This window comes from Formosa sediminum (assembly GCF_007197735.1).
Taxonomy (GTDB): domain Bacteria; phylum Bacteroidota; class Bacteroidia; order Flavobacteriales; family Flavobacteriaceae; genus Formosa; species Formosa sediminum.
In genome coordinates this window covers 2,344,229-2,361,106 of record NZ_CP041637.1, presented here as the reverse complement: position 1 = coordinate 2,361,106, position 16,878 = coordinate 2,344,229, and the positions used below count along the sequence as shown (strand labels likewise).

Genomic DNA, 16,878 nt, shown 5'->3' with positions numbered 1-16,878 from the left:
TATTTTTAATTTTTTAGTTCCAGTTTAAGATTTTCTTAAAATCGTATGCTTCTGGATTTGGTAAATATTGTTTTGCTTTTTCGTAATCTTTTTCTTTAATGTAGAATAAATTATCGATAAACAGTTGAGCCATATCTGAATTGATATCGACTAATCTTGGTGGAATTTTACCGCTTTCATCTTCAAAATCCTTCAAAAATAAAGGCGTAATATCACCTTTTGAGTTTGCACTTACTATACAACCTGAAACCCCTTGATCGAATAGTTTTTTAACACCAATTCCTAATAATGAGCATAGTGTTAAATCAAAAGCTATAGGATTACAACATCTTAATTCGTAGCCAAGTTCTACAGGTCTTGTCTTTACTTTTAACCCAATCTCTTTAAGTTTAACTTGTAATAAATAGTTAAAAATATGAGATTTACTTACGTTACCTAGTTCGGGATGTCCATGATCATCGTAAGTAAAATTAATATCAGAATTTAAAATTTCTTCTTCATCCATAAAGTGAAAAACACCTTCACTAATTAAAGCGACTCCATATTCAACACCTTCTAATTTACATTTTACTATTGAAGATACAATCATGTTTGTAAGCTTCTCGAATGTAATTTTTGTTTTGTTGAACATTTCTGGGATAATCATCATTTGAAAATGACATGCTGAAGCTATGCCAAACGCCAAATGTCCTGCAGAACGTCCCATAGCAGACATCACAAACCAGTTTTCACTAGTTCTTGCATCTTCATATACTGTGTTTCCTATTCTAACGCCTTCGTCTTTAGCGGTATGAAAACCAAATGTTGGATTTCTATCAGGTAAAGGCAAATCGTTGTCTATAGTTTTTGGTACATGTACATGTTTTACATCTAACTGTTCTGTTTGAAGAAATTTAGTTAATCTATTGGCGGTCGATGCTGTATCGTCTCCGCCAATAGTAACTAATAATTTTACATTATTTTTTTTAAAAAAATCTGATTTAAAATCACTGTCTTTAGGTTTAAATCTACTCATAATTAAAGTAGAGCCCCCTCGACTAAAAATACGATCGGCATGATGAAAATCAAAAACTTTTATTTCTGGTTCTGCTGAAAGCAATCCTTGGTACCCATGATGCACACCTATTACTTTGTAACCATCTTTCATAAACGTTTTGGCTACAGTACTAATTACGGTATTTATCCCAGGTGCGGGCCCACCGCCACAAATAATTGCAATTGATTTTTCCATGTGTTAATCGTGTTTGTTTGTAATGATTTTATAGGTTTAGATATTATCTAGCCACACGACCTGAAGCGTCTCCGCCCATAAGTTTTTCTACCTCAGCAACAGTTACTAAGTTCGCATCACCTTTAATAGTATGTTTTAAACAAGATGCCGCAACAGCAAAGTCTAATGCATTTTGATCATCGTCTGGGTAAGTTAATAATCCGTAGATTAATCCTCCCATGAAAGAATCTCCTCCACCTACTCTATCTACGATATCTGTAATTTGGTATTGGCGTGTTTCTAACATTTTAGTTCCATCGTATAATACTCCAGCCCATGTGTTATGAGATGCAGAGATAGACCCTCTTAATGTAGTAATTACCTTTTTAGCTTTAGGGAATTTAGCCATCATTTGCTTACAAACCGATAAGAATGCTTCTGCTTTAACATTGTGTCCTGCAGTTTGTACTGCAGCACCATCAGGCTTAATCCCGAAGTGCATTTCTGCATCTTCTTCGTTTCCTAATACAACATCACAATATGACGTTAATTCTGTCATTACAGCTTCTCTATGTGCATCGTCACAATATTTCCATAATTTAGCACGGTAGTTTAAGTCTGTAGAAATTGTAATTCCTTTTTCACTTGCAGCTTTAACAGCTTCTAAACAAACGTCTGCAGAACTTTGAGAAATTGCAGGAGTAATACCAGTCCAGTGAAACCACTCTACACCTTCAAATACTGCATCCCAGTCAATCATTCCAGATTCAATAGTAGACATAGAAGAATGTGCTCTATCGTAAACTACTTTACTTCCTCTAGATACCGCTCCAGTTTCTAAGAAATAGATTCCTAAACGATCACCACCCCAAACAATTTTATCTACACCAACACCTCTTTTACGCATTTCCATCATTGCACATTCTCCAATATCATTCTTTGGTAAACGTGTTACAAAATCACAAGAAATACCATAGTTAGCTAATGATACTGCTACGTTAGATTCACCACCACCATACACAACATCAAAATTGTTAGCTTGAGAAAATCTTAAAAATCCTTGAGGAGCTAATCTTAACATGATTTCTCCAAACGTTACTACTTTACTCATTTTTTTAATTTATATTAATTAAGTTTAATTTTTAACAGGAATTTCATTCCTCTTTGTATTTTTACAATGCTATTAACATTGAACAATAATCATTAAAACAAACGTTTGTGCAAATTTTTATAACTTTTAATTCAATATTAAAAAAAGAATTGATTTCTATTCAATACTAATTTAATGCGCAAAAACAATACATTTGTTCAAACGATTGACCAAATTTACATAAAATTTTGAAAAACAAAAGCAAAACGACCATAAAAGATATAGCAAATGTGTTAAATATTACTCCTTCTGCTGTATCGAGGGCGTTACATAACCATCCTAGAATCAGTGATAAGACTAAAGCTGCAGTAAAAAAAGTGGCTAGAGAATTAGATTATCAGCCCAACCACTTGGCTTCTGCCCTAAGGAGCGGTAAAAGTAAATTAGTGGGAATTATTGTTGCTAAAACTAACAGTTACTTCTTTTCTTCTGTTGTTGAAAATATTGAATACGAATTAAACAAAAAAGGCTATAATCTTATAATCACACAGTCTAATGAGTCTTTCGATAAAGAATGTCGGAATATTGATGCGTTATTGCAAACTCAAGTAGATGGGATTATTGCCTCTTTAGCAAACGAAACAGTAACATTTGACCATTACAATAAAATTAAAGAAAAAGGAATTCCTTTAGTGTTATTTGATCGTGGTGAGAATGATATTGGTGTAGATTATATTGGAATAGACGATTACCAAAGTAGTAACATTGTAGTTAGCCACTTAGTAGAACAAGGCTGTAAACGTATTGCGCATATTGCTGGATATAGCCACACCAGAATTTACAAAAACCGTATTAGAGGCTATAGAGATGCCTTAAAAAAGCATGAGTTACCAGAAGATGAAGCTTTACTTTTAGAAAGTAGCTTAACCATTGAAGATGGACGCGAAAAAATGGAACAACTTTTAAAACTTCCAGAATTGCCAGATGCAGTTTATGCCGCTGGAGATTATGCTGCTTTAGGCGCCTTACAGGTTTTACAAGAACATAATATTAAAGTTCCGGAACAGATTGCCTTAGTGGGGTTTAGTAATGAACCTTTTACTTCATTAGTTTCTCCTTCTATTTCGAGTATATACCAACACAATAAAGAAATTGGTCGGTTAGTAGCTAAACAATTTTTATTGCGTGTAAACGATAAAAATTACAAACCTGTTTTACATAAAACCATTTTAGAACCGGAGTTAATTATTCGAGATTCTTCAAGAAGAAAACACAATTAATTACTTAGTATAACTTATAGACTTAAGCCTTTATATACCAAAAAAAACTAGACACTCACTTAAGTTTTAAACTTTGAGTAGTGTCTAGGCTTAATTTACATAGTGATAATTAGGCTTTAAGCAGACTAATATTAATGCTCTTTTGGTGGTCTTTGCCCATCATGATCTCCTCTTTGAGGCTTCGGCCCATTTTCTAATTCTGTTTTTGATATAAATCCATCTTTATCTGTATCAATCTTATCAAAATCACTCTCTAAAGGCCCCTTAACTTCGTCTTTAGACAATTTACCATCTGCATTAGCATCCATTTCTTCTAATAACTTATTAAAACTTGGAGGGCCGTCTACATGTCTTTTAGAACCATTCCCTTCTAGTGGTCTTTCAGACTCATGTTGTTCAGTGACATTTTGTTCTTTTATATCTGTTTTTTTATCCTTTTTAGACTGACACGCAAACATGATACAAGCGACTGAGCTTAAAAAAATTAATTTTTTCATCTGTATTAAATTTAGTTTTTATTATTTATATAAAATTTTTACTACTTAAGCTACTCAACATATTAATCCTTAAAATGTTAAACGTAACACTGCATTCCAAAGAATCTATTTTCTAATGCTAAAGCTGTACTATATTAATTAACAATACTGTCAATAGCCATTCGTTTTATATACACCTCAGTAATGTATACATCAGTATTTATCATTTCAGTTACACCTCCTTATATTCCTGCAGTAAAACGGGTAAAACAAGCATCTCTTGTCCTTAATAAATATTCGTTTTCTAAAAACTACACAACACCTAAACTGGTGAGTGTTAATATTTAAAAGAGACTCTGCTTTTTAAAATTTTATTTTAAATAAAAAAGATAATCTATGTTCAATTTTTTAATCTTCTAATTCTTGTTTTAATTTAATTGCAAGAATTTGAGTTTTCTTTCTAAGATTCATAGAGAGGTTTAGCAATATTTTTGTTTGCAATAACTGATCGATTATACTATTTTGATATTCTTTATTATTTAATAAAGCCTTATAGTTAGATTTCTGACCTTTTTCTCTTATCTGATTATAATTAGTATTAACCTCCGGAAGGATATCTATCAATGACAAATGCTGCTCTAATACAGGCTGTAATTTATTATCTACTATATTCCTGATTTTGAGTTCTTGCTCTTGAAAGGATTTTAATTCTGAAGGATATTCTGCAATTAAATCTGCTAAGGTATCATTTTCAAGAAACTGAAATTTATCTGTGAAATTCACAGAACTTAGCGCCTCATTCCTCAGATTTGAATTTTTAAATTTAACTTGTAAAATCACACTTTTATCTGCTTTAGACAAACTGTCTACGCCAATAAAGTTTAATGTTTTTTGTAATGCTACTCTGCTGGTATTGTATTGCATTATAGAAGAATCTAATACACTTAAATTAGTATGTAACTCTTCATATAAGCTTTGATATATTTTTTCTTGAACAATTTTATTTTTTCTAATTTCATTAAGATCATTAATTTTCCAAGCTATTAAAATCCCTAATACTATTAACAAAATTTCCCCTATAGCATAAACGATATGATTTCTTAATTTACCCGAAAGCAATTGTTTTTTTCTAAACGCCCTAAATACTTTCACTTCTCGCTTATTTGTATAATTATAGGATTTTGTTTAAATAAAAAAGCTTCATAATTGCTTACAAAGCTTTTTTACACAACAACAAACAATTTATTTAACTATTTTCTTTTACCACTTGGTTTAGGAGCGTCTTCAAATTCTTTTTCTGAAATGTATCCATCTTCATTAGTGTCAATTTTAGTAAACTCATCTTTTAATGGTCCTTTTACTTCAGATTCTTCGAGTTTTCCATCTTCATTAGCATCCATATCCTCTAATAATTTAGCATATGTTGGCGGCTCTTTTTGTTCGCCACCTCGTTGTTGTGCATTAGCAAAACTTACAAAAGCTAGACAAAAAAACACCATTAATAATCCGATTTTAGAATTTATTGTACTCATAATTTATTTTTTTTAGATTCTTATATGTACAAAGGTTAGAAATAGTTAGATATGTATTTTAGGTTTTCAGTGAATGCTAGATTTATTTAAGTAAAAGTCTATAAAAATTTGTTAAATCAGTTTAATATGAGATAAAACTGCGGTTTAAGTGATTCTGTATCAAAAAGAATAATATAAAACTTAAAAATAGTTCACTCTCAATCCCTCAATCTTGAGCATAAAAAAACCGTCAATAATTAGACGGTTTTTTAATTTTTATTTTTTTAAAAATTTATTTGACTACAATTTTTTTAGTAATTGTATTACCTGCTTTAATAATAGATAATACATAGAATCCTTTTGGATAAGAAGATAAATTTAAAACTTCATGCCTTAAACTTCCATCAGACTCAATAATATTGTTATACAACACTTTTCCTGACATATCATATATTCTAACTGGTATGGCTTGATCAAGTCCTGAAATTTTTAAATTTAATAATTCTGATGTTGGATTAGGATAAATATTGAACTCAAATTCTATTTCTTCTTCAATTTCCTCCCCTTTAAATGCTTCTACAATAACTACAACTTCATCTTCTGTATAACAACCTAATTCATTAAAAACCGCTACCGAATATAACGTTGTTTGATTTGGACTAACTGTAATACTTCGTGACGTTGATCCGTTACTCCATAAAAATTCAGTACCTCCACTTGCTGTTAATGTAATACTTTCACCTTCTTCTATGGTTTGATCTGCGCCAGCATTAGCAATTGGTAATGCATATACTCGTACTGTGACTGTTGCTGTTGCTGAAACAGCACCTTCAAACACTTCTACTGAATATGTTGTCGTTGTGCTTGGACTTACCGTGATGCTTTGAGTTGTTGCTCCTGTACTCCATTTGTAAGTTGATCCGCCGCTTGCTGTTAATGTTACCGTTTCTCCCTCACAGATAGCTTGATCTTCTCCGGCATCTGCAATAACTTCTACCTTTTTAGCTTTTACAATAACTTGAACTGCATCACTATCTGAACATCCGTTTTCGTTTGAAACTTCTACGGTGTAAGTTGTCGTTTGATTTGGACTAACTGTAATACTCTGAGATGTTGATCCGTTACTCCAGCTGTAGGTTGATCCGCCACTAGCTGTTAGTGTAATACTTTCACCTGCTTCTATGGTTTGATCTGCGCCGGCATTAGCAACTGGTAATGCATAGACTTGTACTGTGACTGTTGCTGTTGCTGAAACATCGCCTTCAAACACTTCTACTGAATATGTTGTCGTTGTGCTTGGACTTACCGTGATGCTTTGAGTTGTTGCTCCTGTACTCCATTTGTAAGTTGATCCGCCGCTTGCTGTTAATGTTACCGTTTCTCCCTCACAGATAGCTTGATCTTCTCCGGCATCTGCAATAACTTCTACCTTTTTAGCATTTACAATAACTTGAACTGCATCACTGTCTGAACATCCGTTTTCATTTGAAACTTCTACGGTGTAAGTTGTCGTTTCATTTGGACTAACTGTAATACTTTGAGACGTAGATCCGTTACTCCAGTTGTAGGTTGATCCGCCACTTGCTGTTAGTGTAATACTTTCACCTGCTTCTATGGTTTGGTCTGCGCCCGCATTAGCAACTGGTAATGCATAGACTTGTACTGTGACTTCATCTGTTGCTGAAACAGCACCTTCAAAAACTTCTACTGAATATGTTGTCGTTGTGCTTGGACTTACCGTGATGCTTTGAGTTGTTGCTCCTGTACTCCATTTGTAAGTTGATCCGCCGCTTGCTGTTAATGTTACCGTTTCTCCCTCACAGATAGCTTGATCTTCTCCGGCATCAGCAATAACTTCTACCTTTTTAGCATTTACAATAACTTGAACTGCATCACTATCTGAACATCCGTTTTCGTTTGAAACTTCTACGGTGTAAGTTGTCGTTTGATTTGGACTAACTGTAATACTCTGAGATGTTGATCCGTTACTCCAGCTGTAGGTTGATCCGCCACTTGCTGTTAGTGTAATACTTTCACCTTCTTCTATGGTTTGGTCTGCGCCGGCATTAGCAACTGGTAATGCATAGACTTGTACTGTGACTGTTGCTGTTGCTGAAACAGCACCTTCAAACACTTCTACTGAATATGTTGTCGTTGTGCTTGGACTTACCGTGATACTTTGAGTTGTTGCTCCTGTACTCCATTTGTAAGTTGATCCGCCGCTTGCTGTTAATGTTACCGTTTCTCCCTCACAAATAGTTTCATTATCTCCGGCATCTGCGATAACTTCTACAACTGTTTCTGATACTACTACAGTAACTTCGTCTTGTGCTTCACATCCGTTTTCAGAAACCGTTACAGTATATGTAGTTGATACTGTAGGTGAAACGGTAATATCTCGCGTAATTTCTCCTGTACTCCAAAGTACAGATCCTGATCCAGATACAGACAACGTTGTGCTTTCTCCTAATTCTATGTTAACATCACTTCCGGCGTTTATCGTTTGCCTGGGTGACACGGTTACTGTGACTTCATCGGAATTTGAACATATTCCGTTAGTAGCAGTAACCGTGTACGTGGTTGTTTTATTTGGTGAGACCGTAATTGATTGTGTTTTTTCTCCTGTGCTCCATTCAAATTCACCTGCACCTGTAGCCCTTAATTCTATACTTCCATCCTCACAAACTGTGACATCTTCCCCTGCATCTACAGAAGTCAAATCTACAACAGTAATTAAAACTTCATCTGTATCCGAATTTCCATAACTATCTTCACCAGTTACAGTATAAGTCGTTGTGTTTTCTGGAGATACAGTAATACTTGCTGTAGTGTCACCAGTACTCCATAAATAAGAAGAAGCTCCTGATGCTGTAAGTGTAATTTCAGCCCCGTTACAAATTGTTTCATCTTCTCCTGCAATTACTTCTAAAGAAGGTATTATATCTTGAGAATTCCCCTCATCTACTCCATTTAAAAATTCTTCTAGATCGGTATAACCATCACCATCTGCATCTCCAAGTCCATCTTTATTTAAATTGCCAAAAGTTTTACGCTCCCATTCATCTGCCATTCCATCTTGATCTGTATCGTAATCTGAAGGTCTGGTTTTAGAGGTAAAAGCGGGCACTTTATAAGCAGATGTTTCTAGACGTTCTGTATAGATTCCTTTTTGTACATTAGTTAACCATTCTGTATCTAGAAGATCTAAATTAGATGAAGAAGATCCATCTGCATTCAATCGCGCATTACAACCTACATCAAACTTTACATCATTAAAAGCAGCATCTGCAGATTGAATACTCATTTTAGCACCGAATAAGCCATATTGATTATTTACAAAATAATTATCAGGAATCTGATCACCTCTAGCATATCCACCGCCATCTAAAAAGAATTTCCAAGCTAATTTATTATTTGCATTTAATTCTGACACACTATTTGTTGGCGATTGACTATTTACTGCAACGTATTTATTCCCGGAAGTATAAATGGCAGGAATGGTCCCATCTTTGTAAGTATAGCATTGAATTCTTGTATCTTGAAGAGGTCTAACACCATAATCATAATAGTTATTAATATGATTAAGCTTAAACTCGCCATCCCCTCTTATTAGCCTGTTTTTAACAGTCCATATAACATTATTAATCACTTCAAACTCACCATCGTTTCCTGCTATGTTGGGAAATCTATGAGAAGCATTGTAATACATATTATTAATCACAGAAATTTGTCCTACAGTCATTTCTCGTTCTGCATATCCACCAAAAATAGAGCCATTTTTACTTTCTGAGAATAACGACCTTTGCACTGTAATATTTTTAATTGTACTTCCCGCTTCTGTAGTGTAGAAGCTCGCACTCTCATCTGCCCCAAAAGCAAATGTACAATGATCAAAAATTATATTAGTCATTGAAGAAGCCGCTGTAAAACTATCATCTCCATAATCTACTCCACCTTTAAACCTAATATGTCTTACTATAATATTATCAACCCCACTAAAATACACTCGACTACCATCTATAGTAATACCTCCTTCTGGTGCAGTTTGCCCAGCTATTGTAATATTATCAACAGAAGTAGCCAATAAAGATTTTAATTGAATAATTCCACTTACATCAAATACAATTGTTCTATTAGATTGTTTAAGAGCTTCTCTAAAACTACCAGAGCCACTATCATTTAAATTGGTAACATGATACACATCTCCTCCACGGCCGCCAGTAGTATAAGCTCCTGCACCATATGCTGATGGAAATGCTTTGGTTTGCGCAAAAGTTAATGACGTAATTAAAACAAATAAAGCTAGTAAGCATAGGTTTTTGAAAACCAAAAGTCTTGAAAAGTTTATGCCTGTCGGGGTACAAGCAGAAAAAAAGTAGGTCATTTATAACAAATTTGGGGGTGGCTATTTTAATTTTTAAATAAAAATAGCCAATTAATACACTTAATCGTACAAAAAACAACTTTTATCGATAAAAAAAATAATGAGGTAAGAAAATAACTACACAAAACAAATAAATGAGAGATTTTACTTACGTATTTTATCGGTAAAATATTTCGTTACAACGATTTATTTTACCTATATACGTATCTATTTTAAACTTAGACGTCTTTCACCCTAAGAATCACTCTTTTTATAGAAAACCCAAGACTAACATCAATAGATAAAACTTAGACCAACTAAACATTACTATTTAACACTTTACAATTAATTTTACTTTTAGTATTAAAAATATTAACAAAGATAATTTATCTACTTGTCTTACATATTAATGTGTACATATAGTTATAGGACTATAAAGAATAATAGATAGAGTATGATATATATAATTTACAACAATATTTAGGGTAAACTACTAATAGTTTTAGGATATAATTATTTCTAACATATAAATTAAGAGACCTATAATAATTTACTAGAAATGAAAAAAAGTAAATTCATCGAAAATTTAACCCAATTGACTTGAAAAATATATTTATTAAGTGCTTTTAATCATATTTGCTTTAATAAATGGCTTTGAAAAATATTTAATAATTTTTAAAAAAGAATATTATAGTTTTTTTAAAGAAAAAACACCTGTTACTTTTTAAGTTATATAACAACTGTTGTGTTTTATTTAATTCTTAATCACAAATATTATTTAGATACATATCAGATGAAAAATAATAAAGATAAAAGACCATATATTAAAGATATTTCTATAAACACACTATCATGAAAAATATAAATTTTAAATGCTACCTTTAAGTAGAAAACAAATAATTAAAAAAATTGAGACTGCTTTCCATAACTCTTTAGTGAGAAATATGGCTATAGTAGCAATAGTAACTTTTTTTATTAAAGGTATTGCATTCTATAAAGAAACAATTATAGCGGGCCAATTTGGACTTTCAGAGGTGTTAGATACATTTTTAATAGCCATCTTGATTCCAACTTTTATTCAGAGTGTGTTCTTAAATTCTTTAAAAAATTTATTTATACCAAATTATATAGCAGAAGTTAAAAACGAGGGAAATATTTCAAGTTTTCAATCTATAATTTTTTTAATGACAATTATAATCTCTATAATTTCTATAATAGTCGCTTATTTATTTATAGATCTATTTTTAGAATCCATTTATCCAAACCACACGCAGGCATATTATTCTTTAGTAAAGAATCAATTATACATTATTTTACCAGCATTATTAATTTGGGGGTTAACCACTGTCATTTCTGGACTTTTAGAAATTGAAGACAAATTTTTAATTTCAACAATACATCAATTATTTCCATTAATTACAATGATCATATTTTTATATGTGTTAAATGATAAACTGGGTAATATGTTATTGGCATATGGTACTCTTGTTGGAAGTATTATAGGTTTTATCTTTCTGTTATTTTATGCATTAAAATATAACATTCTTTCTTTAAGTAAACCGGTATTTAATGATAATGTTAAGATAATGATTAATCAATTACCACCTAAAATATCATCTAGTTTTCTTTCTGCTATGAATAATTTCATTGATCAATTTTTTGCAGGGTCTTTGGTTGTTGGTTCTATCGCTGCTTTAAATTACGGAAATAGGGTTCCTGCATTTGGAGTAACAATAGTTATTATGGCTCTTGGAAGTGTTTTATTACCTCATTTTTCCAGATTGGTTAACGAAGATTTAAAATCGGCTTACCTTTATCTCTTTAGAATACTAAAATTAGTACTTACCATTGGTATTATAGGTGTAATAATTGCAGTACTGTTTTCTGATTGGATTGTTGAAGTATGGTTAGAATCTGATAATTTTACCCATCAAGACACCTTAAAAGTTTCAGCTATACAACAAATACTATTTATAAATGTTCCATTTTATTTATGTACTCTAATAATAGTAAAATTTCTTACAAGCATTAATAAAAACAGGTTTATGGCTTGGATATCGTTTATTAATCTTTTAATTAATATTACTTTAAATTTTATTCTTATAAAATATTATGGTGTTTATGGATTAGCTTTTAGTACCAGTTTTGTTTTAATAATAAGTAGTTGTTTTTACATGGGATATACTTACAAACAATTTAAAAAATTAACACTATAATAAATTATGCAATCGGCATTGAATGAATTAAAAGATTTTAATTTCATAAATATATTCACGGCGTAAAAAACTATTTTAATTAATTAAACAATGAAAATTCACTTTATTATATCTAGATTAAAAGGTGGTGGTGCAGAACGAGTTCTAACCTTAATAGCAACTGCATTTGCAAATAAACCTAATTACGATATAACCATAATTACACTTAATGATTATGAAGTTTTTTATGACATACCCAACACAATAAACAAGATATCAATGGATTATGGACACATTTCAAACCATACCATTAAAAGTATGATTAACTTAACTTCCTATTACTGTAAAAAACAAAACAGACCTGACCTTATAATTTCCTTTATTACACTTACAAATTTTATTACTATTATAGTTGCTAAATTATTTGGTATAAAAATAATTGTAGAAGAACACAACAGTTATTTAAGAGCAATGAAAAGTCGTGAAAAATTAACCAATTTCACAAGAAAACACTTGTATAAACGTGCAGATCTTTTAACCGTTCTTACTTCTTTTGATGTAGTGTATTATGAACAATTTAATGTAAATGTAAAGGTTATGCCCAACCCATGTAGTTTTCTTCCGTTAACCGCACAGTTAAAGGAAAGAGAAAAAACAATATTGGCTGTTGGGAATCTAGATAGGTACCATCATAAAGGTTTTGATAACTTAATTGTGTTTATAGCGCCTATATTAAAATCAAATCCAGATTGGAAATTAAAAATTGCAGGAACAGGTGAGAATGGTTTAGATTTACTAGCTTCACTTGTAGACCAACATGACATTAAAGAACAAGTTATTTTTACTGGATTTGTGTCTAATATTTCGGACCTCATGCAATCTTCGTCTATATTTATTCTATCTTCAAGATTTGAAGGTTTACCCATGGTATTGTTAGAAGCCATGTCTCAAGGTATGGCTTGTATTGCGTATAATTGTAAAACTGGTCCATCAGATATAATCACCCCGGACATAAACGGCTTACTTATTGAAGATCAAAACATTAAAGAGATGCAATTTAATCTACAACGATTAATTAGCGATTCTAATTTAAGAGCTTCTTTAGCAAAAGAAGCAATTAAGTCCTTAGATAAATATCATATAGATACCATTATAGAAAAGTATGAGAATGAATTTAAAAAGTTACATATAAAAAAATGAAAGGAAAAGCAATTATTATATGTTTTATATGGCCATTAATTTGTGGTTGTCTAAATATACAGTTATTAACAGCTGCTTTTATCTCGATAGCACTATCTCAATTTATAGCTTACATAAATTTAGTATTAATACTTATAGGTGTTTTTGTTGTACTTAAAGGCTCTAATGGCGAACTATCTAAAACAGCTAGCTTATGGTTTATTTTTTATGCTCTTTATTATAGTTTTGGGTTATTAGCATCTGGCATCACCGGGTTTGAAGATCCTGGTTACTCAACGATTGCCACAATAGTTCCTGTAATTTATTTTATTGGCTTTTATTATTTTTTAAGGCAAGAAGAATATACCAAGTTATTTTTTAAAGTAATAACTGTATGTTATATGATTTCTGCAATTTTAACAATTTTCTTTTTTAAGATTAATTATAGCTTTGATGATTTAGCTATTAGACCTTATCCTTTAGACCGAGCTGGTGGTGTGTACGCAGATGCAAATAATGCTGCAATGGTAAATATATTAGCATATATATTGTTTCAAAAGTTTTATATCGCAAAAACTAAACTACAAAAGGCATTTAAAATCTTTTTAACTTTAGTTATTGTATATAGTATTTTACTAACCTTATCTACTACTGGCTTATTTATTTTTGTAATCGTTTCTGTCATTACAAATTACAAGTTTTTCAGAGGGTTTAAAGTATTGCTATTAGGAGTATTATTAGTATTATTTTACGCTGCTTTATTTGTTAGAGAACAGTTTTATAGTCATTTAAACCTCTCCGTTAGACAAATAAGTAAGATTGATAATATTTATAATGTATTAACCTTTAACACCGAAAAGATTGATAGCTCAGGCCGTTCTGAATTACTACAACTCTTGCTTGAATATGTCTATAAAAAACCTATTATGGGTAATGGTGTTGGTTTTTCCACGTTTATTCGTGGACACAATACTTATATAGGTGTATGGGCAGATGCAGGTATAATTACATTTTTATTTTTCTTATTTTTATTAGTTATTTATTTAGTTAAATCTTTAAAACTTAATCTAACATTAATGATTTTCTGTTTATCTATGTTAGTCACTATGTATATTTTTATGCTTACTTTACAAACTGTTATAAATCAGACACATATAATTGTTTTATTTGTTTTTATAGGCTATGTAATTGATAGGAAAAGATTGATTCAATATTAATTCTATTTAATATTTAAAATTGGGTATACTATTTAAATTACATGTTTTGAGAATTATAAATTAGATCCAACAAAGTCAATTGCTTATCACATATAATTATAAAATGACACAATGATACAGAACAAACAAAACTATATAGACTATTTAAAAGCAGACCAAAAGGCTTTAGGTATACAAAATCTAAATTTAATTTCTTATTTCATTGAATGTATTTCACCAAATCAAATTTGGAAATTTCAAAAAACCTTAAGAAAACTAGAGTATTATCACAACTGTAAACGTCATGGTTTTAACAAACTAGTATATACATATTTAAGATTTAAATTTAAAAATATATCTTTAAAATTAGGGTTCTCTATTCCTATTAATGTTTTTGGACCAGGTTTAGCAATTGTACATTATGGTACAATTGTTATAAACAGTAATACAAAAGTTGGTAAAAATTGTAGAATTCATGCATGTACCAATATAGGAGCTTCGGGAGGCTCAAAAAAAGCACCTAAATTAGGAGATAACGTTTATATAGCTCCTGGAGCTAAAATATATGGTGATATAGAAATTGCAAATAATATAGCCATAGGTGCTAATGCTGTTGTAAATAAATCCTTTACAGAAGACAGTATGATGATTGCTGGCAACCCTGCAAAAGCGATTAAAAAAATTGACATCACTAAAATCATTAAACATATATAGTGGTGTATTAAGCTATGTAATTACATTTTTTATTAATATCCAACTATTTAAACTCAGATTTATTTCTACAACTTTATATATTTTTTTTAGGAACTTAAGCATGAAAATTATGAGTGCAAATATTTTATAACTAACCTCATAAAATTAAAGTTTTAAACGGATTATAGGCTTAATCTAACCTTTTAAAGAGTTTTTTTGATTTTTAAATTTTTATAAAACATCTTTAAATATTTATTAGATAATAAGTCCTTATTTATAAATATTGTAACAACCTTTAGGGATATAAAACCAAAAAATAACCTTTGCATTTTTTATATGAATTTATCATAAAAACAAGTAAAACACAACTAGTATACCACTAATAATCAACACCTAAACAGTTTTGTAATTAATTATAAACAAATACCTTAAAATAATTACGGTCTTAAACTTAAGCTAAATCAATATAAATTATTCCTCAAGAAAATTGTCTAAATAAAAACGTATACTTTCAAGTATTTTTTGTTATAAATAGTCTAACAAGTAGTAATTAAAAAGAAAAACGTTTAATAGCAAAGAGACAACGTCTATAAATTATGAAAACTAAAATAAAACTAATCTTTATACTTCCTGATCTTACCTCTGGTGGGGCAGAAAGAGTTGTCTCATTTATAGCCAATAATATTTCTAAAGAAAAATTTGACACTCAACTTTGGCTTGCCGGATCCAAACAAAAAACACCTTATAATACAGACTCAATTAAGGTTAAATATTTTAATAAAACTCGAGTATTAAATGCAATACCCGATTTTATAAAAGGCTTTGCTAAAACCAAACCAGATGTAGTCGTTAGTTCAATTGCTCATGTAAATACAGCTATAGCATTGATTTCAGTATTTTTTCCCAAAATAAAGTTTATTGGTAGAGAAGCTAATGTTATGAGCGTGGTTAAGGATTTTAGTCACAGTAAAAACAGATTTGGAAATTTAATTCCGATAAATGTAAGTTATAAAATGCTTGACATCATTCTTTGTCAATCAATTGATATGCGTGAAGACATGAAATCAACTTTTAACATACCAGAATCTAAACTAAGAATTATAAATAATCCAATTACAGATAGCTTTAAAATAAAAAGCACAACAGACAAGACTAAACCTTGTATACAATTTATTACAGTAGCACAATTTAAAAAACAAAAAGGCCACGAAAGACTTCTAAAAATATTATCACAATTAGATTTTGAGTTTCACTATACTTTAATTGGCAAAGGTCCTGAACAAGAGCACATTTTAAAATTAATAGAAACTTATAACCTAAAAGATAAAATTACACATATCGCGTTTACCAAAGACGTCGAGAAACACCTTGCTGCTAGTGATTTTTTCTTACAAGGATCTTATGTAGAAGGATTTCCTAATTGCTTAATTGAAAGCTGTGCAGTAGGTACTCCTGTTTTAGCTTATAAAGCACCTGGCGGTTTAAATGAAATTATTGAAGATGATGTAAATGGTTTGGTTGCAGATAGTGATGAAGATTACTTAAATAATATTATAAAAGCAACGACAGCCATTACATGGGACCCAAAAATAGTAAGTGAATCTGTCTATAGAAAATTTAATAAAACACATATTTTAAAACAATATGAAGATTTATTTACAGAATTATCTAATACCTAAACTACA

13 protein-coding genes are annotated in these 16,878 nt (G+C 30.6%); 7 read left to right on the top strand and 6 right to left on the bottom strand.

Features of this window, described 5'->3' with window-relative positions; genetic code table 11:
* Positions 1-13: 13 nt before the first annotated feature.
* Positions 14-1,231 (bottom strand): 6-phosphofructokinase, encoded by a 1,218-nt coding sequence (locus tag FNB79_RS10215; protein WP_143381204.1) that lies wholly within the window; start codon positions 1,229-1,231, stop codon positions 14-16.
* A gap of 43 nt (positions 1,232-1,274) precedes the next feature.
* A complete protein-coding gene (locus FNB79_RS10210) occupies positions 1,275-2,321 on the bottom strand; it encodes a sugar kinase (protein WP_143381203.1) in 1,047 nt (348 codons plus the stop codon).
* A 227-nt stretch (positions 2,322-2,548) separates the two neighbouring features.
* On the opposite strand from FNB79_RS10210, the gene FNB79_RS10205 reads away from it, so the two are divergent.
* A complete protein-coding gene (locus FNB79_RS10205; protein ID WP_143381202.1) occupies positions 2,549-3,580 on the top strand; it encodes a LacI family DNA-binding transcriptional regulator in 1,032 nt (343 codons plus the stop codon).
* Between the two features lie 131 nt (positions 3,581-3,711).
* On the opposite strand, the gene FNB79_RS10200 is transcribed toward FNB79_RS10205, so the two are convergent.
* The gene (locus tag FNB79_RS10200; protein WP_246073263.1) at positions 3,712-4,077 is read right to left on the bottom strand and encodes an EF-hand domain-containing protein; all 366 of its coding nucleotides are present in this window, start codon (positions 4,075-4,077) and stop codon (positions 3,712-3,714) included.
* Between the two features lie 183 nt (positions 4,078-4,260).
* Between FNB79_RS10200 and FNB79_RS17230 the strand changes: the two genes are divergently transcribed.
* Positions 4,261-4,404: a hypothetical protein gene (locus FNB79_RS17230; RefSeq protein WP_185967757.1), complete on the top strand. Its 144-nt coding sequence runs from the start codon at positions 4,261-4,263 to the stop codon at positions 4,402-4,404.
* Between the two features lie 60 nt (positions 4,405-4,464).
* Here FNB79_RS17230 and FNB79_RS10195 read toward each other — a convergent pair whose 3' ends face one another.
* The 3 genes from FNB79_RS10195 to FNB79_RS10185 all read right to left on the bottom strand — a co-directional run bounded on the left by FNB79_RS10195 (position 4,465) and on the right by FNB79_RS10185 (position 9,951).
* On the bottom strand, positions 4,465-5,208 hold the full coding sequence (locus FNB79_RS10195) for a hypothetical protein (protein WP_246073262.1): 744 nt from the start codon (positions 5,206-5,208) through the stop codon (positions 4,465-4,467).
* A 98-nt stretch (positions 5,209-5,306) separates the two neighbouring features.
* Positions 5,307-5,588, bottom strand: a complete 282-nt coding sequence (locus tag FNB79_RS10190; protein WP_221932576.1) for an EF-hand domain-containing protein — start codon at positions 5,586-5,588, stop codon at positions 5,307-5,309.
* Positions 5,589-5,859: 271 nt separating this feature from the next.
* Positions 5,860-9,951, bottom strand: coding sequence for a T9SS type A sorting domain-containing protein (locus tag FNB79_RS10185; protein WP_143381201.1), 4,092 nt, complete (start codon positions 9,949-9,951; stop codon positions 5,860-5,862).
* 923 nt (positions 9,952-10,874) lie between these two features.
* On the opposite strand from FNB79_RS10185, the gene murJ reads away from it, so the two are divergent.
* From murJ to FNB79_RS10160, 5 genes are all read left to right on the top strand, one after another.
* Positions 10,875-12,146: a murein biosynthesis integral membrane protein MurJ gene (murJ, locus tag FNB79_RS10180; protein WP_246073261.1), complete on the top strand. Its 1,272-nt coding sequence runs from the start codon at positions 10,875-10,877 to the stop codon at positions 12,144-12,146.
* 90 nt (positions 12,147-12,236) lie between these two features.
* Positions 12,237-13,325: a glycosyltransferase family 4 protein gene (locus FNB79_RS10175; protein WP_143381199.1), complete on the top strand. Its 1,089-nt coding sequence runs from the start codon at positions 12,237-12,239 to the stop codon at positions 13,323-13,325.
* The gene (locus FNB79_RS10170) at positions 13,322-14,521 is read left to right on the top strand and encodes a hypothetical protein (protein ID WP_143381198.1); all 1,200 of its coding nucleotides are present in this window, start codon (positions 13,322-13,324) and stop codon (positions 14,519-14,521) included. Before FNB79_RS10175 ends, FNB79_RS10170 begins: the two co-directional genes overlap by 4 nt.
* Positions 14,522-14,632: 111 nt before the next feature.
* Positions 14,633-15,214 (top strand): serine O-acetyltransferase, encoded by a 582-nt coding sequence (locus FNB79_RS10165; protein WP_143381197.1) that lies wholly within the window; start codon positions 14,633-14,635, stop codon positions 15,212-15,214.
* A 575-nt stretch (positions 15,215-15,789) separates the two neighbouring features.
* Positions 15,790-16,872: a glycosyltransferase gene (locus tag FNB79_RS10160; RefSeq protein WP_143381196.1), complete on the top strand. Its 1,083-nt coding sequence runs from the start codon at positions 15,790-15,792 to the stop codon at positions 16,870-16,872.
* Positions 16,873-16,878: the final 6 nt, after the last annotated feature.